Origin of the sequence: Thiomonas sp. UBA7699 (assembly GCF_002482605.1) — a bacterium.
Taxonomy (GTDB): domain Bacteria; phylum Pseudomonadota; class Gammaproteobacteria; order Burkholderiales; family Burkholderiaceae_C; genus Thiomonas; species Thiomonas arsenitoxydans.
The window spans coordinates 1-26148 of the sequence record NZ_DLGH01000001.1 but is presented as its reverse complement, the minus strand read 5'-3'; the positions used below and the strand labels follow the sequence as shown (position 1 = coordinate 26148).

Below are 26148 nucleotides of genomic sequence, written 5' to 3'. Positions count from 1 at the left end.
CGACAATCTGCCTCAATGCTGGAAAAAACCCGCCCCGCCACCCGCGACCCGCTGCACATCTCTCCAGACGATCCGCAGCGCAGTCGTCTATTTCCGCGTGGCGCCTTACTGGGGCTGGGGCTGTTGTGCGCCGGTACGCTGGCGCTGGTCTATCCGGGGCAGAACCTGATGCGGCTGCTGAGCACCAGCGCCGACGACGGGCTGGCCATCGACTACCTGCGCCATCTGGTCGATCTGCGCGGCGGCAATATCGACCTGCGCCTGATGCTGGCGCAGCGCTATGTGCACATCGGCAAATCGCAACAAGCCCTAGACACCCTGCGTTCGGTGCACACCCCGCAGGCCGACGCCCTTCGGCTGCAAATCTGGAAGGCCCGCTGGTTCGATGCCCGCGCCCTGGGGCACGCCACGGAAGAGGCGCAGGCCCGGCAGGCCCTCTCCGCACTGCTGCAGCGCACCCAACCCGCCAACTTCAACGAATGGCGCGACACCCTGATGCTGCTGCAAGGCCTCGACGAGCCGCAAGCCGTGCAGCGGCTCACCGGCATGGTGACCCGCTTTCTGCCGCTGCCGCCAGCCGCCGCACTGCAGGCTGCGCGTCTGCTGGTGGGCGTGCACGCCGAGCCACTGGCTGCGCAGGTCTTGTTCGCCACCGCCAAGACCCGGGTGACTGAGGCCGAGCGCGAGCAACTCATCGAGCAGGCCGCCCGCGCTCTGCTGGCCTCCGGCGATCCGAAACAGGCCTATCGCCAGACCGCTGCGGCGCTCGGCAAAGGCGCGGTTGCGCCGCAGATGGCGTGGTTCATGGTGAAGCTGGCACTGGGCGCCAAGCCCGCCGAGGCGGGTGACTGGCTGCGCAAAGCCGTCGATCTCGACCTGCCCGCCGCCGCGCTGGGCAAGGCCCTCACCCCGGCGCAGCGCGAACTGGCCTGGCAAGTGCTGCTGGCCGGGGGCGATCTGCGCGGCGCGGTGCACATCGCCGATGCCGCGTTGGCGCAGCAGCCGGGCAGCCGCACTTGGGCCGAACGCCGCGCCCAGGTGCTGGAGTGGAGCGGCCAGCCCGATGCCGCCATGCAGCAGTGGATCGCCCTGTTGCGCGCCGAGTTCACCCGCCACGCGCTCGACGAACTGCGTCGGCTGGCGCTCGCGCTGCATTCGAGCAGCGGCCTGGACGCCTATTGGGAACAGCGCGCTGCGCACACCTCGCTGACCGCCGATGAGTGGCTGCAATACGCCCAGGCGCTGGAGGTGCGCGGCCATCCTGAAAAAGCGGTGAGCATTCTTCGCCAAGCCGCGGTCAAGCAGCCCGAGGTGCTCACCTCCCTGGCTTGGCTGCTGGGCAATATGGGCGAGGTGGACACTTCGCTGGCGACGTACGCCGAGGCGCTGAAGCGCGGGGCGCTTAGCCTGCGCGGCAGTATCGACTACGCCATCGCCCTGCTGCAAAACGGGCAGTTCGAGCAGGCCCGGCAGACGCTTGAGCAAACGCAGCAACTCTCGGATGACACGCCCTGCCACAACGCGCCCGCTGCTGCCGTCATCACCGATGGCAGCGCCGCCGCGAAAACCCCGCCTTGCAACGATGTCGATTTGCTCGCTGCGCACCAGGGGCTGCTGGGCGACATCGCCTGGGACATGGGCGAACAACGCAGCGCGCAAAGCGCCTACGGCAGCATCTGGAACAGCCCGCAACTGCGCGACCGCATCAAGCCCTATCAGCTGCAACGCTTCATCATCCTCACGCAAAAATCGCAGGGCGACGCCGCCGCGCTGCGTCTGCTGCCGCAGGCCTGGGCCAAGGCCCCGTCGGAGGCGCTGGCGCTGTTGTGGCTGCAATCGCTGGTGCGTCAGCCCAGCGCCCAAGGCATCGCCGAGTGGGAACGCGTCGTGCTGGGCAGTGCCGCGGGCGCGCCGCTGCGCCAGCAGCCGCAGATGTACGCCGCACGCGCGCAGGTCTGGCGCGCGCTGGGCCGTACCGACCGGGCGCTGGCCGATCTGCATGAGGCCCTGCGTCTTTCGCCCGGCAATACCGATAACCAGATCGCCCTGCTGTGGATGCTGATCGACGTCAACCAGCTCGACGCCCTGCGGCAAGACGTGGCGCTCTACAGCCGCAGCCTGCAAGGCCTGCCCGATGGCCTCGACGTGCTTTCCGCCGCGGCGCAAACCCTGGGCGATAACGCCGCCGCCGTGCGCTACGGTCAACAGCTCTACCCCCGTAAAAAGACCGATGCGCTCTGGCTGCTCAACTACGGTGATCTGCTGGCGCAGGCCGGTGACAGCCGCCGCGCGCAGGCGGCCTATAACCAGTCGTGGGCGCTGCTGCAAAAAGCCGCCGCGAGCGGGAAAAAATCTGTCGGCAAAACCACCGACCAGGAACTGAACGCACTGCTCGCCCGCCTGCGCCTGAGTCACGCCCGGCTCGATGGCGCGGATCAACAAGCGCTGCTCGGGCAGTTGCGCGACAAGCTGCGCAGCGGCGATCTGACCGGCCCGCAAACCCTGCAGGCCAACGCCGCGATTGCCGACTGGCTGCTGCGCCTGGACACGAATTCGGCTGCCCGCTGGTGGCTGGCGCGGCGCGTGCTCACTCCGGCAGCGCGGCAATCCATCGAGCTGCAGATGGCGCTGCGCGCGGGCGACCGCGAGGCTGTCAATCGGCTGTTTCAACAAGGCGCCGCCCGCCATCTGCTGCCGCAAGACCGGGCGGAGGCCGAGCGCGTTGCCGGTCGGCCGCTGCAGGCCCTGGCCACCGCCGAAAAAGTGCTGGAGACGGCCGCCGAGCGCGGCCAGGACAACCCGGCGCTGCAAGCCCTGGCCCGGCAGACCGCCGAGCAGCAACTGGCGCTGGCGCACCGCGCCACCGTTACGCTGGAGCATCGCCAGATCGACAACGTGATCCGCCAGGGGCCGGTGCTGCGGCTGGCGCTGCAACTCGGTGGGCAGTGGCGGCTGCAGGCGCAGGCCAGCCGCCAGTCCATGCACAGCAACAACACCGCGGCACTGGTCGGCGTGCCGTCCACCTGGAGCGACGCAGAGCTGGGCCTGCAGTGGCAGGGCGAGCGTTCGCAACTCGGCGCCGCGCTCACCCACAACACCGCCGTGGGTCGCTTGAGTGGCTGGCGCATCGAGGGCGGCACGCAGCTTCCGGGTCAAGTACGGGCGCAGCTTGAAGCGGAACACAACGCCGTGGCCGATGAATCCGGCCCGCTGCAGATCGCAGGCGCGCGCGACCGGTTGGCGCTGCGACTGTCGCGCGATTTCGGGCGGGTGTGGGCCAATGTCAGCACGGCGGTGATGTCGTATGACACCCGCCGCGGCAATCCGCTGGGGCATGGCGCGAGCACGCAATTCGAATTGGGCTTTTGGTTTCGCCGCAGCGAGCCCGATCTCAGTGTGAAACTGCTGGGCTATTCCAATCAATTCAGCGCCAACGCCGGGCCGCCGCTGCCCGACTACGCGCCGCTGGTGCCGGGCGGCGCCGCGCCCAATGCCGCGTTTTTCATCCCGGCCGGTGACGATGTGTACGGCCTGGGTTTCGGCTTCAATATGGCGCACAGCGACACCTACACCCGCCGCTGGATGCCCTATGCCGAGGTCGATGTGCTGCAATCACGCCGGTTGGGGCTGACCAATAACCTGAACCTGGGGCTGCACGGCCCGGTGTTCGGGCCCGATCAACTGTCTTTGAGTTACCAGCGCCAGCAGAACACCTCGGGCCTGAACCGGCAGTGGAGTCTGCAGTACCGTTTGTGGTTCGGTCGATGACCGCGTTCTTTTCACCCCGATGAAGCAGGAGAGTTCCATGTCCCCATCCCCCACTCCACACTCCCCCGCCCGCCGCGCCGCGCTCGGTCTGGCCGGCGCCGCCGTGATGCTGCTCGCAGGCTGCGCCGTCACCGCCCTGCCCGGCCAGTCGCTCAGCGTGCCAGCGGATGCCAAGTTCGCCGTGCTGCCGCTGGCCAACGCCACCGATGTGCCGCTGGTCGAGCGCCGGGCGCAGGCCATCACCGTCTCGCTGCTGCAGCAAAAGGGCTTGCGCGACGTGGTGGTCTATCCGCAGAAATCCACCGACAACCCGCTGGAGGCCGAGCCCGCGGTGACCACAGCGCAGGCGCTGGCCTGGGCCAAGCAGCAAGGCGCACGCTATGCGCTCTCCGGCACGGTCACCGAATGGCGTTACAAAACCGGGGTGGACAGCGAGCCCGCGGTGGGCATCACGCTGCAGGTCACCGATGTGCCGACAGGCCAGGTGGTCTGGAGCGCCAGCGGCGGCCGCTCGGGCTGGGGCTATCAGGCGCTGGCCGCGGTCGGGCAGTCGCAGATCGAAGCGCTGCTGCGCGGCATCCGCGTGACGGCCTCGGTCGAAAAAACCGCCGCCAAGCCCTGAAGCGCTCAGCGCCCAGCGCCTCTCTTACCGCCGCATGAAACTCGACAATCTCTCCACCCGCGTCAGCCGCCGCATGCGCAGCGAGTCGGCGCGCATGCGCTGGCAATGGCTGCGCTACTGGCGGCCGAATACGCAGTCGGGGCGGCTGATGGCGATGTTCGAAGCCGTGCTGCTGCCGGTGCTGGTGCTGTGGCTGGGCGCCAAGCTCAGACCGGATGATCCGCTGGGCGCTCACGCCGGTTTTCCCTGGGCCTGGTTCGGCCCCTGGCTGATCGCGGTGCGCTACGGCGCCGGGTATGGGCTGTTCGGCGTGGGGTTTTACGCGGCGTTCTGGAAGTTCTCCCCTGCGCTGTTCCATAACGCCCCCGCCGCGGAATTTCCGGCCGAGTTCTTTCTCGGCGGCATGCTGATGACCCTGATTCTGGGCGAGTTCGGCGCGGCCTTCCGCAACCGGCAGGTGCTGCACCGCGAAGTCACCAAAGACCTGACGGCGCGGCTGGAGCGCACCAAGCGCCGCCTGTTCGTCATCAAGGAAGCACTGTCCACCCTGGAGCAGGAGCTCACCGACCGTCCCATGACCCTGCGCGACGCCCTGCTCGACCTGCGCCGCACCTTCACCTTCCAGGGCAACCGTCCGGCGCTGGCCGCCCCTGCAGCCACCCCCGGCCTGCCGACGCCCGCGCCCCTGCCCGACCCGCGCGCCTTTCTGCAGCTGCTCAGCCAGTCGTGCCGCCTGGTCGAGGCGGGCATCTTTGTGCGCGAAATCGGCCCGCTGGGGCTGCAATGGCGGCTGGCCGCCTCGCTGGGCCAAACCCTGCCCCCGCTCGATCCCGGCGAGGTACTGATCAACCGCATTCTGGAGACGCATCAGTCGGTGCACATCGCCCAAGCGCATCTGAACGAAACCGACGGCAGCAACCCCTGGGTATTCGCCGCCCCGCTGCGGCTGGACGAATACGACGAGGTCGATGCCCTGCTGGCGGTGCATACCATGCCCTTCATGTCGTTCGAGGAAAACAATCTGCAGCGCCTGCAGGTGCTGTGCGCGTCCTATCTCGATTTCAGCCAGCTCGAACTCAGCGTGGAAGATGTGCGCTCGGCCTGGGTGCAGGCGCCCATCGGCCTGCAGCAAGAGTGGGCGCAGCTCAGCGAGCTGGGGCAGAACTTCAAACTGCGCAGCTACTGCGCAGTGTGGAGCGGGCAAGGCCGTGTGAGCGACGACGCGCTGGCCGAGTTCGCCGGTCTGCAGCCGGTGGAGAGCTCCACCTGGACGCTCAAGGGCCGGGGCGGCAAACCCGCGCTGATCGTGCTGCTGCCCTTGTTGAGTTCCGGCGGGCTGGCGAATTACCGCCGCGACATGGCGAGCCAGCTCGTGCAGATTCTCAGCCGCAGCAACCAGCGCCCCGATCAGGCCTTCGATCTGGATTTTCTCGAAGTCTCGGGCGCCCCCAGCTTCCTGGAGTTGCGCCGCCTGCTGAGCAGCGCCGCCGCGGAAACCAAGACCTCATGAATCCCCTGTTCTACAAGCTCGGCTCGCTCATCGTCCTGCTGGAGACGGTGGCGGCCTGGCTGCTGGTCAGCCGCGACGACACGGACCTGCTGCTGTTCTGGGCGGTGCATGGTGCGGCAGCGGTGCTGGTCGGGCTGCTGCTGTGGACGCTGCTGCCCGCCGAACTGCGCAAACCCAAGCGGCTGTCGCTCACCCTTTTGACCTTGCTGGCGTTTTTCTTTCCGGTCGTCGGCGTGTTCGGCCTGCTGATCGCCGCGCGGCTGGCGCAATGGCTGCCCATGCGCCACCAGGCCACCGAGCACCTGCGCGAAGCGCCGTCGCTGCAGGTGTTCTCCGTCTCGCATATCGACGACGACCAGCGCCGCGACTTGCCCGCCGGCCAGACCGCCCGTATTGCCCGCGACCAGAGCCAGCCGCAGACCCAGCGCATTCGCGCCGTGCTGGCGCTGCGCGAAATGTCGCCGCGCATGACCCTGCCGGTGCTGCGCAAGCTGCTCTCCGACCCCGATGAAGAAATCCGCCTGCTGGCCTACGGCATCAGCAACACCTGGGAGCAGCGACTGACCGACAGTCTGCAGGACGCCCTGCGCGAAGTCGAAGTCGTGCGCCACACCGCGCCCAGCGGAGCGGCACTGGCGCGTGCAGCGCAGCGCGTGGCCGAGTTGCAGATGGAGTTCATCTATCAGGGCCTGGCCCAAGGCGACCTGCGCGACTTCGCCTTGCAGCAGGCCTTGCACTACTGCACGATCGCCCGCGACGCGCTGCCGCAAGACACCGGCCTGCAGATGATGTTCCTGCGCCTGTCTCTGGCCGCGGGCAAGACCGATGCGGCCCGCGAGGTGCTCGAACATCTCGCCTCGGAAGGCGCCAGCCCGACGCTGTGGCGCCCTTACGCCGCGGAGCTGGAATGGATCGAGCGGCGATTCGGCCGCATCACCGGCGTGCTGCAACCGCTGGGCACTCGGCAGGTGGCCCCCCGGCTGCGTCCCGTGGTGCGGGTCTGGCAGACCGAAACCCCGACTCGAAGCGAGCCGGTCATCTCCGACACACCCGCCGTGCAGCGCCCTGGAAGTACGCCGCGCCCTGCCGAGCCCACCCCGGCGCCCGGCCCGCTGAGCGATGCCGACCGCCTGCTGCTGAGCTGATCTTCTCCCTGCACATGACGCAACCCGACTTCACCGACACGCAACCCGAGGGCCGCGAAGCCCCCTTTGAGATCGACGTCATGCTGCTGCTCGAAGGCACTTACCCCTATGTCTCGGGCGGCGTGTCGAGCTGGGTGCACCAGATCGTCAGCGGATTTCCGCACCTGCGCTTTCATCTGGTGTTTCTCGGCTCGCGCGAGGAAGACTATGGCAAGCCGCGCTACCAGATGCCGCCCAATGTGGTCGGGCTCACCCATCACTATCTGTTCAGCGACGCGGTGCTGCCCGCCGCGCGCGAAGAACGCGGCGACGCCGCGACCGCCGAACTGGTGGAAAACCTGCACACCCTGATTCGCGATGGCCAAGACGCCGCCAGCCGCGCCGAAGTGCTGCGCGCCAGCCTGCAAGCCATGCAGGACAAGCTCGATCTGCACTACTTTCTGCACTCGCATCAATCGTGGGGCTACCTCACCGCCCAGTACCAACTGCGCTGCACCGATCCGTCCTTCGTCGATTACTTCTGGACGGTGCGCACCATGCACACCCCCATCTGGACGCTGGCGACGCTGGCCCGCGAACTGCCACGCGCCCGCATCTATCACACCGTCTCCACCGGCTACGCCGGGTATCTGGGCGCGGTTCTCGCGCGGCTCTACAACAAGCCGCTGGTGCTGTCGGAGCACGGCATCTACACCAAGGAGCGGCGCATCGACCTGTTCTCGGCCAACTGGATCAGCGACAACACCCCGGTGCTCGAACGCACCGCGGGCGAGGCCGGCTACTTCCGCCAGCTCTGGATTCGTCTGTTCGAGTCGCTGGGCCGCATGTGCTACGACGCCGCCGATCCCGTCATTGCGCTGTACGAAACCAACCGCCTGCGGCAGATCGCCGACGGCGCCAACCCCATCACCACCTGCTGCATCGCCAACGGCATCAACGTGCCGCCCTTCGCCGCGACCCGCGCCTTGCGCCCCGCTTCGCCCCCGCTGGTGATGTGCCTCATCGGCCGGGTGGTGCCGATCAAGGACATCAAGACCTTCATCCGCGCGGTGCGCGTCGCCAGCAACCGCCTGCCCGGGCTCGAAGGCTGGATCGCCGGGCCGGAGGACGAGCACCCGGAATATGCCCGCGAGTGCCGTGATCTCGCCGAGAGTCTGCAACTGGGCGACACCCTCAAGTTCCTCGGCTTCCAGAAGCTCACCGAGCTCATGCCCAAGGTCGGGCTGGTGGTGCTGTCGTCCATCAGCGAGGCGCTGCCGCTGGTGATGCTCGAAGGCTACGCCGGCGGCGTGCCCTCGGTCACTACCGACGTGGGCTCGTGCCGTCAGCTCATCTACGGCCTGGGCGCAGAAGACGAAGCGCTGGGCGCCTCAGGCGCCGTGGTCGGCATCGCCGACGCGCAGGCGCTGGGCGAAGCCTGCGCCGAACTGCTGGGCGACACGGCCCGCTGGCAGGCCGCCAGCGCCGCAGGCATCGCCCGGGTCGAGCGTTACTACACCCAACCCATGATGTTCGACAACTACCGCGCGGTCTACGACGACGCCCTGCAACGCAGCGCCGCCCGCGACGTCGGCCTGAGCGATGAAGTCGGCGCAGTCGCCACCTGGCTGCGCGGCGAGCCGCCGCTGGACGAGCCGCCCCTCATGGTCGATGCGGCTGCGCCCCAAACTGCACTGCACACCGAAAGAGAACCCGCCGCCGTCGCCGAGCCGCCTCAAGACGGCGGCAGCCCCCTCGGGGGGCAGAGAGGGCGCAGCCCGAACGTGGGGGCAACATAAATGGCCGGCATCGGTTTCGAACTGCGCAAGCTGTTGCGCTCCGAGTCCTACCTCGGGCTGCTGCGCGCCTACACCTATGCGTCCATCATCAGTTCCGGGCCGTGGGTGTTTTCCATCATCGGCCTCATCGCGGTGGGCGTGCTGTCGCTCGGCGTGGTCACGCCCGACACGCTCATCACCCAGTTCCAGGTGACGGTGACCTATCTCATCATGGCCTCGCTCATTCTCACTGGCGGGCTGCAACTGGGTTTCACCCGGTGGGTGGCCGACCGGCTGTTCGAGAAGCGCAAGGACGACATCGCTCCGGCCTATTTCGGCGTGGTGCTCGTGACCACGGCAGTGAGCGGCGCCTTGGGCTGGCTGGTGGCGCTGCTGGGGTTTGACGGCGTGAGCAATCTGTACCGGGTGCTCATCGTGGTCGGGCTCACGCTGCTGTCGAACCTGTGGATCACCACCGTGTTCCTCTCGGGCCTGAAGCAGTACCGCGCCATCGTCGGCCTGTATGCGCTGGGCTACGGCATCTCGGTGCTGCTGTCGTACTTCGCCCGCCCCTGGGGGCTCGACGGCTTGCTGCTCGGGTTTATCGGCGGGCAGTTTGTCATGTGGGTGCTGATGCTGTGGCTGGTTCTACGCAACTTTCCCGTGGTTCGCCCCATCACGCTGGCCTGCTTCCGCCCGCGGCAGATGTATCTCTCGCTCATCGCGGGCGGGGTGCTTTACAACTTGGGCGTGTGGGCGGACAAGCTCACCTTCTGGTTCACCACCGGCACGTCCACCCCGGTCATCGGGCCGCTGCGCGCTTCCACCATTTACGACCTGCCGGTGTTTCTCGCCTATCTGTGCGTCATCCCGGGCATGGGCATTTTTTTGGTGAAGTTCGAGACCGACTTCGTCGAGTGGTACGACAAGTTCTACACCGCCGTGCGCGAAGGCGGCGCGCTGCAAGACATTGCCCGCTATCACGACGGCATGCAGGGCGTGGTGCGCGAGGGCCTCTATCAAATTCTGAAGGTGCAGGCGCTCACGCTGCTGGCGGTCTACACCTTCGTGCCGGCGCTGTTTTCGTGGATCGGCATCAGCAGCCTGTACATCCCGCTGTTTCTGGTGCAGGCTGTGGCGGCGAGCTTTCAGGTGATGCTGCTGGCCGTGCTCAACGTGTTCTATTACCTCGACCGCAGACGCGATGTGGTGGTCATCACGGCCACGTTGACGGTGCTGAACTTTGCGCTGAGCATGCTCTCCATCCACCTCGGCCCAGCCTTCTTCGGCTACGGCTTCGGCGTGGCCCTGCTTCTCACGCTGATGCTGGGCATGATGTTGCTGCAGCGCCTGTTCCGCAAGCTGGAATACCAGACCTTCATGTTGCAGTAGCCACGACGCACAGGGCTGCGGGCCGCCTGTTTTGCGACTAGAGTTCGAGAGTCAATCAAAACAGGAGACTCATCATGCTGGTCCAAAAGATCCATCATGTTGCCTACCGCTGCAAGGACGCGCTGCAGACCGCACGCTGGTACGAGCAGCATCTGGACATGAAACTGGTGCTGTGCATCGCCGAAGACACCGTGCCCTCCACAGGCGAAGCCGATCCTTACATGCACATCTTTCTCGACGCGGGCCAGGGCAATATCCTGGCCTTCTTCGAGCTGCCCACCCAGCCCGAGATGGGGCGCGACCCCAACACCCCCGTCTGGACCCAGCACCTCGCGCTGGAAGTCGGCTCCATGGACGAACTCCTCGCCGCCAAGAAGCGCCTGCAGGGCGCAGGCATCGACGTGCTCGGCCCGACCGATCATGCGCTGTTCCAGTCCATCTACTTCTTCGACCCCAACGGCCACCGTCTGGAGCTGGCGTGCAACACCGCCAGCCCCAAAATGCTCGCCGCGCTCGATGCCGTGAAGTGGGACATGCTCGAAGAGTGGGGCCAGACCCGCAAGGCCCCGAAGCATGCCGCCTGGATGCATGACGGCCGCTACAAGGAGATGTTCCAGTGAGGCTGGCGACGCTGAAAACCGCGGCCCCGGACGGCCGACTCGTCGTGGTCAACGACACCCTGACGCTCTGCCAGCCCGTACCCGACATCGCCCCGACCCTGCAGGCCGCGCTCGACGACTGGGCGCGCTGCGCCCCGCTGCTGCGCGATGCGGCGATGGCCTTGCAAGCCGGTACCGCGCGACACGCCCAGCCCTTCGACGTCGCCGCCTGCCACTCGCCCCTGCCGCGCGCCTTCCAATGGGCCGACGGTTCGGCCTACATCAACCATGTCGAGCTGGTACGCAAGGCACGCAAGGCCGAAGTGCCCGCCACTTTCTACACCGACCCGCTGATGTACCAGGGCGGCTCCGACAGCTTCATCGGCCCCTGCGACCCCATCGTGGCCAAGGAGAGCTGGGGCATCGACTTCGAGGCCGAAGTAGCCGTCATCACCGGGGAGGTGCCGCTGGGCGCCACGCCCGCGCAGGCGGCGCTGGCCATCCGCCTGGTGCTGCTGGTCAACGACGTCTCGCTGCGCCATCTCATTCCCGCGGAACTGGCCAAGGGCTTTGGCTTTTTCCAGAGCAAACCCGCGTCGGCGTTCAGCCCGGTGGCACTCACGCCCGACGAACTCGGCGCGGCGTGGCACGACCACAAGCTGCATCTGCCGCTGCGGGTGGAGGTCAATAGCCGCCTGTTCGGTCAACCCAATGCCGGGGTGGACATGACCTTCGACTTCGCCCAGCTCATCGCGCATGCGGCCAAGACCCGCCGGTTGGCTGCGGGCACGATCATCGGCTCGGGCACAGTGTCGAACAAACAGGGTGGGCTGTGGGGCTCCAAGGTCGAGCACGGCGGCGTGGGCTATGCCTGCATCGCCGAGGCGCGCACCTACGAAACGATCGAACAGGGCGAGGCCACTACGCCCTTTCTGCGCGACGGCGATGGGGTAGAGATCAGCATGCACGATGACCGGGGTTTGAGCCTGTTCGGCAGCATCCGCAACCGCGTGCAGGCCCTGCCGGAATGAAGCTCTACACCTACTTCCGCAGTTCCGCGGCCTATCGCGTTCGCATTGCCCTGCACCTCAAGGGGCTGGCCTTCGAATCGGTGCCGGTGCATCTGCTGCGTGACGGCGGCCAGCAACACGCCGCTGGCTATGCCGCGCTCAACCCCAACGAAACCGTGCCCACTCTGGACGATGACGGCCAGATCCTGAACCAGTCCCTGGCCATCATCGAGTACCTGGACGAGACCCACCCCAGCCCGCCGCTGCTGCCGGGATCGGCGGCAGACCGCGCGCGCATTCGCGCCATCGCCCAGACCATCGCCTGCGACATTCATCCCATCAACAATCTGCGCGTGCTGCAGCACCTCACCCGCACCTTCGATCTGAGCGAGGCGCAGAAAGCCGAGTGGTATTGCCACTGGGTCGAACGCGGGCTGCAGGCCGTGGAGAAAATGCTCGCAAGCGACCCGCGCACCGGCCGCTTCTGCCACGGCGATACGCCCACCCTGGCCGACTGCTGCCTCGTTCCGCAGGTGTTCAATGCCCGCCGCTTTGGCTGCAGCCTGGCGGGGCTGAGTACCGTGGAGCGCATCTGCGCAGAATGCGACGAGCTGGACGCCTTCGCACGCGCCGCGCCTGCGCGTCAGCCCGACGCCGAATAGACCCTCCTGCCAGACCGCCTCAGACCGTTTCGGCGCTAACCATTTCGTCCACCTCGTCGGGCAGCAGCGCCCCAGCCTCGATCTCCGGCAACGCGGCTGCTTGGTCGTAGAGCGGGGTGAAGTCGGGCGCCGTCGCATCGAACAATTGCTGGAAGTTGTCGATGATGAAATAGGTTGCCTGATAGGAGTCGATGCGATAGCGGCTGCGCAGCAGCCGTAGCAGATCGAAGCGCACGCGCCGCGCTTGCGGGCTGTGGAGGCTGTGTTCCACCTCGCCACCCGACGACAGAATGCCCGCACCATAAATCCGCAAACCTTGCGGGGTACGAATCAGTCCGAACTCCACCGTGTACCAGTACAGCCGCGCCAGAAACTGCAGCGCATGCTGCCCCTGCGCCTTAAGCCCGCCCGCACCGAACGCCTGCATATAGTCGGCAAACCGGGGCTCGAACAACAGCGGCACATGGCCGAACAGATCGTGAAACAGATCGGGCTCGACGATGTAGTCGAACTCCTCCGGCTTGCGCAACCACACCGTCACCGGAAAGCGCCTCGCCGCCAGCAGGCTGAAAAACGCCGCTTCGGGAATCAGCCCCGGCACGGCCACGATTTCCCAGTCCGTCGCCGCTTTCAGGCGGACGTTGATGTCGTCAAACCGCGGAATGCTGCTGCGCGCCTGCAGATGCGGCAAAGCCCGCACAAACTCCTCGCAAGCCCGCCCCGGCAGCAGCGCCATCTGCCGCGCGTAGAGCCGCGCAAACAACTCGTGCTCTTGCGGGGTGTAGCGCGCCCATTGCTGCGCGCAGGTGTAGTCGGCGTTGCAATGCGCGTAGTCACCGCGCGGGGTGATGCTGGCTTCGCCGTAAGTCACCGGAACGCTGGACATGATCGCCCCCATCCTCAGGCGTTCTGCGTTTCCAGCACGCCGCGGCGCATCTGGTCGAGTTCGATGCTTTCGAACAGCGCCTTGAAGTTTCCCTCGCCGAAGCCCTGGTCGCCTTTGCGCTGGATGATCTCGAAAAAGATCGGGCCGATGACGGTCTGGGTGAAGATCTGCAGCAGCAGGCGTTTTTCAGGTTGCGTCGTGCCGTCGAGCAGGATGCGATCGGCGCGCAGACGCTCCACCGCTTCACCGTGGCCGGGCAGGCGTTTGTCGAGCAGTTCGTAATAGGTGTCGGGGGTGCCGAGAAACTCCACCCCGGCGCGGCGCAGGCCTTCCACCGTGGCGTAGATGTCGTCGGTGGCCAGCGCAATGTGCTGGATGCCCTCGCCGTGATAGCGGTCGAGATACTCCTGAATTTGTCCCGCTTTCTCCTGCCCCTCCTCGTTGATGGGGATGCGGATCTTGCCGCAGGGGCTGGTCATGGCCTTGCTCTTCACACCGGTCACCTGGCCCTCGATATCGAAGTAGCGGATTTCGCGGAAGTTGAACAGCCGGGTGTAGAAATCCGCCCATTCGCCCATGCGGCCGCGGTGCACGTTGTGGGTGAGGTGGTCGATGGTGGTCAGGCCGGCGCCCACGTGCTCCGCAGCAGCATCGTTCACTGGCTCGAAGTCCACGTCGTAGATCGAGATGTCGCCGATGCCGCCGTTACGCCCATCCTTGCCGCGCCAGCGATCGACGAAGTAGATCAGGCTGTCGCCGATGCCCTTGATCGCCGGGATGTTCAGCTCCATCGGGCCGCTGCGGCTGTCGAAGCCCCAGGCGCCCAGTTCCAGCGCGCGCTTGTAGGCGGCGTTGGCGTCGTGCACACGGAAGGCAATGGCGCAGATGCTGGGTCCGTGCAACCGGGCGAAGCGCTGCGCGAACGAGTCTGGCTCGGCGTTGACGATGAAGTTGATGCCGCCCTGGCGCCACAAGGTCACGTTCTTGTGACGATGGCGGGCCACCGCGCGAAAGCCGAGTTGGGCGAACAGGGCGCCGAGCTTTTCGGGCTCCGGCGCGGCATACTCGACAAACTCGAAGCCGTCGGTGCCCATGGGGTTCGAGGCGGAAAGGGAATTCATGCGGCGGTCTCCTGCTTTTGGAATGCACAAACTGTAGGCCAGCACTCGCGCAGGGTTTCAGCAAAACTCGCGCCATTTTGGCGTATTGCGGGAAAATCCTGCGCGCATTAGCCCGTACGATCCGATAAGCTGCACACATCCGCAACCCACTATCCAATCCGAGCGAAGGCCCGCCCATGAGCCGCGTATGGGACATCTCCCCGACCGTCTCGCCCTCCGCCCCGGTGTTTCCGGGCGACGAGCCGTTTTCTCTGGAGTGGACGGCGCGGCTCGGCCCCGGCTGCCCGGTCAATCTCAGCGCTGTGCGGTTTTCGCCCCATGTCGGCGCGCATGCGGACGCGCCGCTGCACTACGCGAACGACGGCGCGAGCATCGACGCGGTAGGCCTGGCGCCGTATCTGGGCCCATGCCGGGTGATTCACGCTCTGAATTGCGGCGCACTGATCGACATCGCCCATCTGCAACATGCCGCAGCAAACCTGCCCCCGCGCGTGTTGGTGCGCACCCGCCACCGCGCGCTGACGGTCTGGACGGAGGACTTTGCTGCGTTCGCCCCCGCAACAGTGAGCTGGCTGGCCGCGCAAGGCGTGACCCTCATCGGGCTCGACACCCCGTCGGTCGATCCCGCAAGCAGCAAAACACTCGACAGCCACGCGCAACTCTTGCGGCATGAGCTGCGCGTGCTCGAAAACCTCGTGCTCGATGACGTTCCCGAAGGCGACTATGAGCTGATCGCCCTGCCCCTGAAGTTGCAAGGCGCCTGCGCCTCGCCGGTGCGCGCCGTACTGCGCGAACTTTGATCTCACCCTCCTTCCTGTGCCTATGACAACGCTACAACGCCAAGACAGCCTCGCGCTCGACGCCGCCGATCCCCTCGCCCCGCTACGCGAGCAATTCACCCTGCCCGACGACGTCATCTACCTCGACGGCAATTCGCTCGGCGCCCTGCCCCGGGCAACCGCCGCGCGGGTGCAGACCGTGCTCACCGAAGAATGGGGCGAAGGCCTGATTCGCAGCTGGAACACGGCGGGCTGGATCGATCTACCCCGGCGCGTAGGCAACAAGATCGCCCGACTCGTGGGCGCCGCGCCCGACGAACTGGTGGTGACCGACTCCACCTCCATCAACCTCTACAAAGTGCTCAGCGCCGCGCTGGCCATCGCCCGCGCCGATGCCCCGCAGCGCCGCGTCATCGTTTCCGAGCGGGAAAATTTTCCGACCGATCTCTACATGGCCCAGTCGCTCGCCGCGCAGCACGGCATGCAGCTCGAACTCGTGGAGCAGGGGCAGGCCCTCGGCCGCCTGCGCGACGACGTGGCCGTGCTCCTGCTCACGCAGGTGAACTATCGCAGCGGTGCGCTGTACGACATGGCCGCTGTCACCGCAGCGGCCCGCGCGGCAGGTGCATTGACGGTGTGGGATCTGGCGCATTCCGCCGGGGCGGTGCCGGTCGATCTCAACGGCGCGCAAGCCGATTTCGCCATCGGCTGCGGCTACAAATACCTCAACGGCGGCCCGGGTGCGCCCGCCTTTGTCTGGGTGCATGCGCGCCATGTCAACCGGGTGGAGCAGCCGCTGTCGGGCTGGCATGGCCACGCGGCGCCCTTCGTTTTCACCCCCGACTACCGGCCCGCGCAGGGCATTGCGCGTTACCTCTGCGGCACGCCGACCTTGCTCTCGCTAGCCGCGCTCGATTGCGGCGTGGACACGCTGCTCGCCGCCGAGCCCATGGGCGGCATGCAGGCGCTGCGTCGCAAGTCTGTGGCGCTCAGCGACCTGTTCATCCGCCTCGTTCACGAGCAACTGAGCGCGCACCCGCTCACCGTCGCCACCCCGCTCGACGCCGCCCGGCGCGGCAGTCAGGTCTCGCTGACCTTCGACGGCGATGGCTACGCCTTGATGCAAGCCCTGATCGCCCGCGGGGTGATCGGCGACTTCCGCGCCGGAGACAAAACCCGGGGCGATGCCGACCTGCTGCGCTTCGGTTTCACCCCGCTTTACCTGCGCTACGTCGATGTGTTCGACGCCGTGCAGACGCTGCGCGACGTACTCGACAGCGGCGTCTGGCGAGAGGCGCGATTCGCCCGCAAGGGAGCAGTGACATGAGCGCCGCTCAGCCAGCAGCCAGAGGCGAGGAGATCGTGCGCGAGGAAGGCGCGCAACTCGATTTTTCGCAGTCGATGAGCTACGGCGACTACCTGCATCTCGACGAACTACTCGGCGCGCAGCATCCGCTCTCGCCCACGCACAACGAGATGCTGTTCATCATTCAGCACCAGACCAGCGAACTCTGGATGAAGCTGATGCTGCATGAGTTGCACGCCGCGCTCGATTGCGTGCGCGCCGACGCGCTGCAGCCGGCGTTCAAGATGCTGTCACGGGTTTCGCGCATCATGGAGCAACTCGTCCACGCCTGGGACGTTCTCGCCACCATGACGCCCAGCGAATACACCGCGCTGCGGCCGTATCTAGCCAGTTCCAGCGGTTTTCAAAGCTGGCAATATCGATGCATCGAATTCCGGCTGGGCAACAAAAACGCGGCCATGCTGCGCCCGCATGCCCACCGGCCGGACCACCTCGCCACGGTAGAGGCCGCCTGGCGCGCGCCCAGCTTGTACGACGAAGCCCTGCGACTGCTCGCCCGCCGCGGCCTACCCATTCCCCAGACCCACCTCGAGCGCGACTGGGCGCAACCGTATGCCGACCACGCAGAAGTGGAACAAGCCTGGCTGACGGTGTACCGCTCACCCGAAGATCACTGGGACCTCTACCAGCTCGGCGAAGAACTGGTTGATCTCGAAGATGCGTTTCGCCTATGGCGCTTCCGCCACGTCACCACCGTCGAACGCGTCATCGGCTTCAAGCGTGGCACCGGCGGCACCGGCGGCGTACCTTATTTGCGCAAGATGCTCGACACCGTGCTGTTTCCCGAGTTGTGGACTCTGCGCACCGATCTGTGAGCCCGCCCGTCATGCGCAAACCCCCGACTGAAGACATCGACCGCATCGACCGCAAGCTGCTGGCCCTGCTGCAGACCGATGCACGACTGACGCAGGAAAAGCTGGCCGAGCAGATCGGGCTTTCCGCCTCGGCCGTTCAGCGACGCATCCGGCGGCTGGAGCAGATCGGGGTCATCGAGGGCTATCGCGCCATCGTCAGCCCGCGCGCACTCGGCCTCAGCCTGAGCGCCCTGCTCAGTGTCCGCCTGGAAAAACACCGTGCCAGCAACCAGCGTTCGCCGCAAGACCTCTTTCGCGCCGCCGTTCAAGGCTGGCCCGAGGTGGTGGAATGCCTAGCGATGACCGGCGAGATGGACTACTTGCTGCGCGTGCATGTGCAAGACATGGAGCACTACGCCCACTTCGTGCTCGAAACCCTGCTTAAACACGAAAGCGTCGAAGACGTGAAATCCAGCTTCGTGCTCACCGAGGTCAAGCCCTTCACCGGCATTTCAGTCTGATTGTCTACGTGAGCCGCTCATGAGAAAACGCAGGGCCGCCCCAAGTTTTCTTGTCCACCTCGCGGCTTGCAAGCCGCTCGGATTCGACTCCGTCCAAGCTGCCGCAGGGCAGCTTGGAGCCGCGGGCCTCATCCCCCTCGGGGGGCCTGACGCGAACGCGGCAGGTCTGAGGGCGCTCTCAGCAATCAGACCCGCCGGGCGTAGCTGCCGAGCAAGGCCTGCTCCAGCGCCGCAGTTTTGCGCTCGAACTGTGATGACGCGATGAGCGAGCGCTCGATCAGCCCCGCACGCACGGCAGTAGCGTACTGATCTCGCAGCGCGTCGAACGGCCAGTACAGCACCTGCCGACTGACCGCATGGACCGACCCCAACCAGCCTTCGGACAGAGCCAGCCACGGCGCAGGCGCCGCAGACGCGCACACCGAGTCGTGCTGCGCTGCAGCAAACACCGTCACCATCACCATGAATGGCGCTCCGTTTGATTTCGCGCCACATCGGCCCAGGTCCAATCTTGGGTATGAGAGCCGCGCAATTCCAACTCGCGCACGCGGCGTTCGAAGTCACAGGCGTCGACGGATTGGGCAAGATAGTGCTCGTCCGCGCCCTGGTGCGTCTCGATGCTGGACAGGAGTTTGTCGAGAAAATGCTTGAAGTGATTCATGATGAGGTGCGGGTGATTCCTTGTGGGAACATCCGCAAAAGAATAAGGGATAACCCTGATCTTAGTCTGCTTGCCAACAAGCTGCGCGATCAGGGCTATTGCATGTTGCGTTGCAGCATCACTGCACCCTTCCCGCAGTACTCTTCCCATCAGAACGCGGTGAATCCTCCTTCGCTGGCCAGCGAACCCGTGCCCGGCATGTCCTGTGCGCCTTGCCGCTTGCGCTCTGCACGCGACAGCACGACGGGAACGCGCTCACCATTCAGGCGGAACTGCACCATGGCTTTTTCGAGAAACTTCGCCTGCTCGCTCAAGTCTTCCGCCGTCGCGGCCAGTTCTTCTGAAGCCGAGGCGTTGTGCTGGGTCACCGTGTTGAGTTGCGCGACGGCCTGAGAGATTTGCTGGTCGGTTCTAAGGATGGATTTGGACGCCCTCGTCCAGTTCACCGTAAAGGATCACGCCGGAATGATGATCAGCCGACGCCCCCGGCGCAGCGCAAGCGCTCAGACAAAGACAGGCCAGCGTGAGCCAGATCAAAAGTCTCATGAGTCGGTTCCTTTTCATCGCCCATTGCGCACGGAGTGGTCTCCCCCTCGGGGGGGCGGCCCAGCAATAAAACCAGGCGCCCCTTAGAATAAGGGTTAACCCTAGACTTACATCGGTGCCATCATGGGCTTAGTGAAACAAATTCTCAATTTCTTCTTCGGCTCAAACGGCAGCTCTGCCGAAACGATCCGACTTTTTGCCGTGCGTACCACCAGCCTGAATGAGCTGGAGCACATGCTGCGCGACCGTCGCGCTCTTCATCGGCATTGACGCGGCGATCATCCCGCGCGCAAGGCGCCGCCCTGCCTCCTTCACTCCACCAGTTTTTCCAGCTTGGCTTTATCAAAATGCTCGGTGCGCAGCGCCTCGGGCGGACAGGTCTCGGCCGGGCAAACGCCGTGACGCTCAAGCGCTTGCCAGAGCAGCGCGACCTGATGTTCGAGCTGCGCGGCATGGTCGATCAGCCCGAGCACCGCGCGTGATTGCGGGTCGTCGCCGTTCTGAGTGACGGCATAGGCGGAAAACCCCATGCGCGCTGCCGTGGCCTCACGCTGCTGATCCACTTCTTTCTGGAGGATGCGCGCGGGGTTGCCCACAGCGGTCGCCCCGGCTGGAACCGCCTTGACGACCACCGCGTTCGAGCCGATGCGCGCGCCCTCGCCCACGGTGAAGCCGCCGAGCACTTGCGCCCCGGCGCCGACCACCACACCCGCTTCCAGAGTGGGGTGCCGTTTGGCGCCCTTATAGAGCGAGGTGCCGCCCAGCGTCACGCCTTGGTAGATGGTGCAGTCGTCGCCGATTTCGGCCGTTTCACCGATGACCACGCCCATGCCGTGGTCGATGAACACGCGCCGACCAATGGTGGCCCCGGGATGAATCTCGATGCCGGTGAGCCAGCGCCCCCAATGCGAAATCCATCGCCCGAGCCAGTGCCAGCCGCGCTTCCAGCAGGCATGCGCCATGCTGTGAAACAGCAAGGCGTGCAGGCCCGGATAACAGGTGACAACCTCCCAGGTCGAACGCGCGGCAGGGTCGCGCTCCAAGATGATCTGGATGGTCTCACGCAATCGTTGCAGCATGGATCGGTCGCTTTACAGCTAGTGAAGGGAAAGGTCAGTGTATTGAACCCTGATTTTCCATGCGGCGGCATCAGCCCTTCGGCACTTTGCGCAGTACGGCGGTGCACACCCCGCGCAAAATCTGCACCTCGTCGCGCGTGAGTTCTGCTCGCGAAGCCAGACGCTGCAACCTCGGCAGCAGTTTGCGCGGCGCGTTGGGGTCGAGCACCTCCAAGGCCAGTAAAGCCTGCTCGACATGCGCCAGCATCCCCTGCACCTCTCCCGCCGTCGCCGCCACGCTTTCGGTCTGCGCAGGCTGCACCGCATGCAGCCCGATCCCTTTACGCCACTCCCACGCGATGACCTGCACCGCCTGCGCGAGATTGAGCGAGGTGTAGGCCGGATTGGCGGGAATGCTCAGCAGGGCATCGCAGCGATACACATCGGCGTTGCTCAGCCCGAAGCGTTCGCTGCCGAAAACAAACGCCACGCGCCGCCCCTGCTCCGCACTTCGCTGCGCCAGTTGGGGCAACCACTCCGGCGTGTGCAGCGGAGGGCCGAAATCGCGCACCCGCGCCGACAGCGCCACGACCACGCCGCAGTCCGCCACGGCGTCACCCAGTTCCCCGTGCACTTGCGCCGCCTTCAGCACATCTTCCGCGCCGCTGGCGAAGGCCAGGGTTTCGGGCTGGGTGAGCACATCGGCAAAGCGCGGAGCGACCAGCCGCAGGTTGGCGAAACCCATGTTCTTGAGGGCGCGCGCCGCGGCGCCCACATTGCCCGGATGACTGGTGCCCACGAGCACGAAGACCGTGTCATCCAGCGACGGCGCACACGCGGCCGCCTCGGCGTCGATAAAATGCGCGTCTTTCATCTGTTCTTTGTCACTTCCCGAAATTTCTCGCGCCATTGTCGTTGCTGGCGCTCAGGACACCATGCACCCCATGCTCAATGTGGCCGTTCGCGCAGCGCGCGAAGCCGGCAAAATCATCAACCGCGCGAGTCTCGATATTGACCTGCTGCGCGTCGCGCAAAAAGCCGCCAACGATTTCGTGACCGAAGTCGATCGCGCCGCCGAGCAAGCCATCATCGACGTGCTGCTCAAGGCCTATCCGCAGCATGGCATTCTGGGAGAAGAAACCGGTAGCGCCTTCGGCGATGCCTCGTCGGAATATCAGTGGATCATCGACCCTCTCGATGGCACCACCAACTTCATACACGGCATGCCGGTGTACGCCGTCTCCATCGCACTGGCCCATCGCGGCGTAGTGCAACAGGCCGTGGTTTACGACCCGACCCGCGATGAACTCTTCACCGCCACGCGCGGCGCCGGGGCGTTTCTCAACAGCCGCCGCATCCGCGTTTCCAACCGCGTGCGTCTGGAAGACAGTCTCATCGGCACCGGGTTTCCGTTTCGCAAGAACGACGACATCGACACCTATCTCGAAATGTTCAAGCTCGTGGCGCAGCGCTGCGTCGGCCTGCGCCGCCCGGGCGCTGCCGCCATCGACCTGGCCTACGTGGCTGCGGGGCGCTACGACGGATTTTTCGAAACAGGGCTCAAACCCTGGGACATTGCCGCCGGCAGTCTGCTGATCACCGAGGCCGGAGGCCTGGTAGGCAATTTTGCCGGCGATGGCGACTTCCTTTTTACCGGTGAAGTGCTCGCCGCCACGCCCCGCGTCTATGGTCAGATCGTCAGCCTGTTGCAGCGGTTTTCCAAAGTTTCCCCGGCAGAATCGGGGCGCCGCGCGGAGCCCGATTTCTCTACGAACGCCGCTCAAGTCGAGTTGATGACTGCTGCGGCCGACAAAAAATCGGGCACTCTGGCCGTACCCGAAAGCAAACGGGTGAAAGCGGCACCGCGCCGCATCAAAGCCAGCGACGTTGCCCAGCCGCGGCAAACCGAAAAGTCGCTTCCCCCTTCCGTCTACAAGCCCAAACGCCCTAAGGAATAGATCGGCAACTCATTGAAATTATTGAGATTTCAATAATTTTGCTGCAACGCACAAATTTTTCTTGCAATTCAAGAAGTCATCTCTACAATATGGATTGTGCAGTGCACAAATGAACCTGAGCAGGCCGTCATCTTCGTGACACCGTTGCGGGTTCAAAATGTGTTGGCTGCCGCCCCCTTTAGCAGTTAAACCGCAGCCAACGCCCTCAACCCAGGAGAGACATCATGATGACCCCCGAGCAATTCGCCGCAGCACAAAAAGCCCAGTTCGAAACCTTTTTCGGTCTGGCCGCCAAGTCCATGGACAACATGGAAAAACTGATTGACCTGAACATGCAAGCCGTCAAGACCTCGCTGCAAGAAAGCGCCGATCACACCATGGCGCTTCTGTCGGTCAAAGACCTGCAGGAACTCTCGACCCTGCAATCGGGCTGGATGCAGCCGATGGCCGAGAAGGTTCTGTCCTACTCACGTCATGCCTACGAAATTGCCTCTGGCGCCCAGGCCGAATTGGCCAAGACCGCCGAGTCGCAAATTTCTGAAACCCACAAGAAGTTCATGGACCTGGCCGAATCCGCCGCCAAGAATGCCCCGGCCGGTTCGGAAACCGCCGTGGCCATGATGAAAAGCGCCATGAACGCCGCCAACAACGCCTATGACTCGGTGCAGAAAGTCACCAAGCAGGCCGCCGAAGCGGTGGAAGCCAATATGAACGCTGTGACCAGCACCGCAATGAAAGCGGCGCAAACCACCAGCCGCACCGCCGCCAAGCGCGCCGCGGCCTGATCGTTCAGCCGTTATTTCGCGGTGTGGCGGCTTGTCAACTTTTGCTCCCACGCTGCGTTGACTGCGCATGAGGCTGAGCGGCCGATTCAAAAAGCGCCGCCTATCGCCCAAACAGTTGTCTCCTCGGTACCCCAAAGGTACCCTTCCAGCCGGTCTCTGACCGGCTTTTTTTTGCCAATCTTCAAGCCTTGCAAACCTGCCGATCAAGCTCACCCAGCAGGGCGCTCAGCATTTGCAGGGTGGGCATGGGATGGTGGGCGAGGCGGGCCATTTCCAGCGGAGCGTGCAGCAAGGCGGCGATCTCCAGTGCGCGGCCGCGCTCCAGGTCTTGCAGGGTGGAAGTTTTCACCGGGCCGATGCCGCGGGCAATGTCCATGCGCTGCTCGATGCTGACCAGCGGATCACAACCATAGGCCCGCGCCAGGCCCATGATCTCGGCCATGCCGTCGCGGATGAGGGCGACGAGTTCGGGGTTGTCGCAGATGGCGTTCATGCGCGCTCGCGTCAGCGCGGCCACCGGGTTGAAGGTGGCGTTGCCGATGAGCTTCATCCAGATGGCGTCGCGGATGCGGTCGGTGACTTCCGGCTCGCAGCCCGCCGCACGCAAGAGGTCGGCCAGCGCTTGCACGCGTGGGCTGCGCGTGTGTGCGGGTTCGCCGATCACATAGCGGTATTGCCCATTGACGCGTATCACGCCGGGGCTGGCCACCTCGGCGCTGGCGTGCACGACGCAGCCCACGACATGCGCCGGGTCGATGGCGCCCAGCAAGCGGCCGCCGGGGTCGATGCTTTCCAGATGCGCGATGCGCCCATGCGCCGTGCGCGCCTGCGGGCTGGTGTCGGCGTGGAAATACCACCAGGGCACGCCGTTAATAGCGGGCAGCACAACCGTATCGGCATGCAGCAAAGGGCGAAGCTGCGGCAGAACGGGGCCGAGTTGATGCGCCTTCAGGCCCAGAATCACGAGATCTTGCGGCGCGAAATCGGCCAGATCGTCGCTGGCCTGCACCTCGACACAAACCCGCTCTTGCGGGTCTTCCAGACACAGCCCGGCGCGCTGAATCGCCTGCAGATGCGCGCCACGCGCCAGCACGCTGACCGTGTGTCCGGCCGCCGCGAGCCGAACGGCCAGCGTACCGCCCACGGCGCCCGCGCCAACGACCAGAATTTTCCAGGGGGATGCCATGCTCTTGCTCCTCGTAGCACGTTCAGCCGTGCGCAAATAGACAACTCTCCAACGACAATAGCACGCAAAAAACACCTCACATGCTGACACCGCGACAAGTCCTCGTTCTGCTCCACGGCCGCTACTTCACTGGCGGGCTGGTGTCGGCCGTGGGCGTCGCCCTGTTCGGCTTGGTGACTTACGCAATCGCGGGCTTGGGCCCTGCGATCGCCCTGGGCAGCGGCGCGCTCACCGTCTGCTTCGCCGACAACCCGGCGCCCACCCGGGTCAAGCGTGTGGAGTTGTTGTTTACCAGCGTGGCGAGCACGGCTGCCTTTGCGCTGGTCGGCGCCAGCCTGTGGTGGCCTGCGGTGCAGATCGTGCTCATTCCCTTGCTGGGTTTTATCAGCGGGTTGATCGCCGTGTGGGGCAAGCGGGCGCTGGCGATGAGTTTCAGCGTGCTGTTCATTTCGGTCATCACCGTGGGCTCTCCGCCGATGCAAGGCCCGGTACAACTGGCGGCGGCCGTGGCGCTGTTTTTCATCGGCGCATTGCTCTACACCGCCTATGCCCTGCTGCTGGCGCGCTGGCTGCGTCGGCGAACCAAAGAGCAGGCGTTGGCCGAGTTGCTGGCGCAGTTGGGACAGTTTGCGCATTGGCTGGCGAATCACTTCGGCGGGCAGTCTTCTGGATTGAGCGGCGCGGTAGCGCAACTCACCGCGATCAACGACACCTTGCAGAACACGCGCGACATCGTGCTGCGGGATGTGCGCACCGCGGCGGATCGCGCCCTGGCGGCGCGGCTGATTCTGCTGCTGGAGGTCAACGAAGCCCTGCTGGCCGGCCAGACCGATGGCGACCTGATTCTCAAGCAGTTCGACGCCACGCCCGTGCCCGATGCGCTGCGCGACTGGGCGCAGCGCATCGGCGACGCCCTCGACCAGCGCGCCGACGCCTTGTTGCGCGGCAGGCCGGCCAACACCCTGCCCGCCCACCTGCCCTGCGCGCAAACCATCGAGCATGCACTCGCCACCCTGCAGCCCAGCCAGCCCAGCGCCGAATTCGAGCAGGCCCGCATGGCTTTGCGCGCCAGTGCCGACAAGTTTCAGCGCATCAGCGATCTGCTCGCTCAAGAAAAACCCGTCGGACCGGCAGCTCAGCCCGATCCACTGCAGGGCATGGATCTGCAGGCCTTTCTCAGCCCGCTGCGCTACGACCCGAACGCGCTGTGGCAATCCATCCGCTTTGAATCACCCATCCTGCGTTATGCCATCCGTCTAGCACTGGCCTTGTTCGCAGGCGAGTTGGTGCTGCGCGCCCTGCCCTATCACCCGCATGACTACTGGGTGCTGCTGACCATCGGCGTGATTCTCCGGCCGAATTACAGCGTCACCCGCCAGCGCATCAAAGACCGTGTGCTGGGCACGTTGCTGGGCTGCATCCTGGTCGCGGCCCTGCTCTCCACCCACCCGTCGTTGGGGGTGATGACGCTGGGGGTGTTTGTCTCCCTGGCCTTTGCGCGCACCTTCATCACCCTCAACTACCGCTTCACGGCCCTGTTCGCCAGCGTCAACGCCCTGCTGCTCGTGGCCTTGCTGGAGCCGGGCACCCAGTTTCTGGTCACCCAGCGCCTGCAAGACACGCTGATCGGCGCGGCGCTGGCCTGGGCTTTCAGCTTTGTGCTGCCCAGGTGGGAGGCCAACGATCTGCGCCGCCAGGTCGATGCCTTGCAGCGCGCCGCGCTGGGCTATGCGCAGGCCGTGCTCGACCCGCAGCAGGTCAGCGACCTGAACTACCGCCGTGAGCGCAAGCGCATTCAAGACGCGCTCGCCGCCGTGGGCGGCCTGCACGCTCGCATGCTGGAAGAGCCGCGTCAGCATCAGCGCATGCGGCGCGAACTCGCCGCGTTCATCACCCACAGCGATCTGCTCAGCGCCCACCTTGCCACCTTGCGCGTGCTTAGGGCGCAGCGCGGCGACCGGGTGCTGTCTGCCGCCGAGCAGGCCCGCCTGCGCCACACCCTAGGAGGCTGTCGGACTTTCC

Annotated in this window: 25 protein-coding genes; 17 read left to right on the top strand and 8 right to left on the bottom strand. The window is 65.5% G+C overall.

Annotated features, from left to right (window positions below; all coding sequences use genetic code 11):
• The first annotated feature begins 15 nt into the window (after positions 1–15).
• The 9 genes from B3H47_RS00125 to maiA all read left to right on the top strand — a co-directional run bounded on the left by B3H47_RS00125 (position 16) and on the right by maiA (position 12465).
• Positions 16–3768, top strand: coding sequence for a tetratricopeptide repeat protein (locus B3H47_RS00125; protein ID WP_286985306.1), 3753 nt, complete (start codon positions 16–18; stop codon positions 3766–3768).
• Between the two features lie 37 nt (positions 3769–3805).
• The gene (locus tag B3H47_RS00120) at positions 3806–4390 is read left to right on the top strand and encodes a penicillin-binding protein activator LpoB (RefSeq protein ID WP_286985304.1); all 585 of its coding nucleotides are present in this window, start codon (positions 3806–3808) and stop codon (positions 4388–4390) included.
• A 34-nt stretch (positions 4391–4424) separates the two neighbouring features.
• Positions 4425–5900: a hypothetical protein gene (locus tag B3H47_RS00115; protein WP_286985303.1), complete on the top strand. Its 1476-nt coding sequence runs from the start codon at positions 4425–4427 to the stop codon at positions 5898–5900.
• Entirely contained in the window at positions 5897–7045 is a 1149-nt protein-coding gene (locus tag B3H47_RS00110; RefSeq protein WP_286985302.1) for a HEAT repeat domain-containing protein, read from the top strand. The genes B3H47_RS00115 and B3H47_RS00110 overlap by 4 nt, the downstream gene beginning before the upstream one ends.
• Before the next feature lie 14 nt (positions 7046–7059).
• Positions 7060–8823, top strand: a complete 1764-nt coding sequence (gene pelF, locus B3H47_RS00105; protein ID WP_286985301.1) for a GT4 family glycosyltransferase PelF — start codon at positions 7060–7062, stop codon at positions 8821–8823.
• On the top strand, positions 8824–10194 hold the full coding sequence (gene pelG, locus B3H47_RS00100; RefSeq protein WP_286985300.1) for an exopolysaccharide Pel transporter PelG: 1371 nt from the start codon (positions 8824–8826) through the stop codon (positions 10192–10194).
• Positions 10195–10268: 74 nt separating this feature from the next.
• A complete protein-coding gene (locus B3H47_RS00095; RefSeq protein ID WP_286985299.1) occupies positions 10269–10814 on the top strand; it encodes a VOC family protein in 546 nt (181 codons plus the stop codon).
• Positions 10811–11824, top strand: coding sequence for a fumarylacetoacetate hydrolase family protein (locus tag B3H47_RS00090; protein WP_286985298.1), 1014 nt, complete (start codon positions 10811–10813; stop codon positions 11822–11824). Before B3H47_RS00095 ends, B3H47_RS00090 begins: the two co-directional genes overlap by 4 nt.
• Positions 11821–12465 carry a maleylacetoacetate isomerase gene (maiA, locus tag B3H47_RS00085; protein ID WP_286985297.1) on the top strand — a complete coding sequence of 215 codons (645 nt, stop codon included), beginning with the start codon at positions 11821–11823 and terminating at the stop codon, positions 12463–12465. The genes B3H47_RS00090 and maiA overlap by 4 nt, the downstream gene beginning before the upstream one ends.
• A gap of 19 nt (positions 12466–12484) precedes the next feature.
• Here the strand turns inward: maiA and phhA are convergent, their stop codons facing one another.
• Both phhA and hppD read right to left on the bottom strand, forming a co-directional pair.
• Complete coding sequence (gene phhA / locus B3H47_RS00080; protein ID WP_286985296.1) at positions 12485–13351, bottom strand: phenylalanine 4-monooxygenase; 867 nt, start codon at positions 13349–13351, stop codon at positions 12485–12487.
• Positions 13352–13365: 14 nt separating this feature from the next.
• A complete protein-coding gene (hppD, locus tag B3H47_RS00075) occupies positions 13366–14472 on the bottom strand; it encodes a 4-hydroxyphenylpyruvate dioxygenase (RefSeq protein ID WP_286985295.1) in 1107 nt (368 codons plus the stop codon).
• A gap of 176 nt (positions 14473–14648) precedes the next feature.
• On the opposite strand from hppD, the gene kynB reads away from it, so the two are divergent.
• From kynB to B3H47_RS00055, 4 genes are read left to right on the top strand one after another with little or no spacing between them, the layout of a single operon-like run.
• Positions 14649–15272 (top strand): arylformamidase, encoded by a 624-nt coding sequence (gene kynB, locus B3H47_RS00070; protein ID WP_286985294.1) that lies wholly within the window; start codon positions 14649–14651, stop codon positions 15270–15272.
• Positions 15273–15294: 22 nt separating this feature from the next.
• Complete coding sequence (gene kynU / locus B3H47_RS00065; RefSeq protein WP_286985292.1) at positions 15295–16578, top strand: kynureninase; 1284 nt, start codon at positions 15295–15297, stop codon at positions 16576–16578.
• Positions 16575–17432 carry a tryptophan 2,3-dioxygenase gene (gene kynA, locus B3H47_RS00060; protein ID WP_286985290.1) on the top strand — a complete coding sequence of 286 codons (858 nt, stop codon included), beginning with the start codon at positions 16575–16577 and terminating at the stop codon, positions 17430–17432. Before kynU ends, kynA begins: the two co-directional genes overlap by 4 nt.
• Before the next feature lie 11 nt (positions 17433–17443).
• Positions 17444–17932: an Lrp/AsnC family transcriptional regulator gene (locus B3H47_RS00055; protein ID WP_013105293.1), complete on the top strand. Its 489-nt coding sequence runs from the start codon at positions 17444–17446 to the stop codon at positions 17930–17932.
• A 185-nt stretch (positions 17933–18117) separates the two neighbouring features.
• Here the strand turns inward: B3H47_RS00055 and B3H47_RS00050 are convergent, their stop codons facing one another.
• The 3 genes from B3H47_RS00050 to B3H47_RS00040 form a co-directional block, all read right to left on the bottom strand.
• Positions 18118–18396: a hypothetical protein gene (locus B3H47_RS00050; protein WP_286985289.1), complete on the bottom strand. Its 279-nt coding sequence runs from the start codon at positions 18394–18396 to the stop codon at positions 18118–18120.
• Complete coding sequence (locus B3H47_RS00045; protein ID WP_286985288.1) at positions 18390–18593, bottom strand: DUF3563 family protein; 204 nt, start codon at positions 18591–18593, stop codon at positions 18390–18392. Before B3H47_RS00045 ends, B3H47_RS00050 begins: the two co-directional genes overlap by 7 nt.
• A gap of 149 nt (positions 18594–18742) precedes the next feature.
• The gene (locus B3H47_RS00040; RefSeq protein WP_414718213.1) at positions 18743–19039 is read right to left on the bottom strand and encodes a hypothetical protein; all 297 of its coding nucleotides are present in this window, start codon (positions 19037–19039) and stop codon (positions 18743–18745) included.
• Positions 19040–19262: 223 nt separating this feature from the next.
• On the opposite strand from B3H47_RS00040, the gene B3H47_RS00035 reads away from it, so the two are divergent.
• Positions 19263–19409: a hypothetical protein gene (locus B3H47_RS00035; RefSeq protein ID WP_286730775.1), complete on the top strand. Its 147-nt coding sequence runs from the start codon at positions 19263–19265 to the stop codon at positions 19407–19409.
• Positions 19410–19450: 41 nt separating this feature from the next.
• On the opposite strand, the gene cysE is transcribed toward B3H47_RS00035, so the two are convergent.
• The gene (gene cysE, locus B3H47_RS00030; protein ID WP_013105289.1) at positions 19451–20218 is read right to left on the bottom strand and encodes a serine O-acetyltransferase; all 768 of its coding nucleotides are present in this window, start codon (positions 20216–20218) and stop codon (positions 19451–19453) included.
• A gap of 70 nt (positions 20219–20288) precedes the next feature.
• Entirely contained in the window at positions 20289–21071 is a 783-nt protein-coding gene (locus tag B3H47_RS00025; protein WP_286985287.1) for an RNA methyltransferase, read from the bottom strand.
• A 61-nt stretch (positions 21072–21132) separates the two neighbouring features.
• Here B3H47_RS00025 and B3H47_RS00020 point away from each other — a divergent pair, with 61 nt between their 5' ends.
• Positions 21133–22155 carry an inositol monophosphatase family protein gene (locus B3H47_RS00020; protein WP_276709566.1) on the top strand — a complete coding sequence of 341 codons (1023 nt, stop codon included), beginning with the start codon at positions 21133–21135 and terminating at the stop codon, positions 22153–22155.
• 224 nt (positions 22156–22379) lie between these two features.
• A complete protein-coding gene (phaP, locus tag B3H47_RS00015; protein WP_286985286.1) occupies positions 22380–22940 on the top strand; it encodes a TIGR01841 family phasin in 561 nt (186 codons plus the stop codon).
• Positions 22941–23121: 181 nt separating this feature from the next.
• On the opposite strand, the gene B3H47_RS00010 is transcribed toward phaP, so the two are convergent.
• Entirely contained in the window at positions 23122–24126 is a 1005-nt protein-coding gene (locus tag B3H47_RS00010) for a ketopantoate reductase family protein (RefSeq protein ID WP_286985285.1), read from the bottom strand.
• A gap of 80 nt (positions 24127–24206) precedes the next feature.
• On the opposite strand from B3H47_RS00010, the gene B3H47_RS00005 reads away from it, so the two are divergent.
• The coding region (locus tag B3H47_RS00005) for an FUSC family protein (RefSeq protein WP_286985284.1) at positions 24207–26148 on the top strand (1942 nt) is incomplete at its 3' end.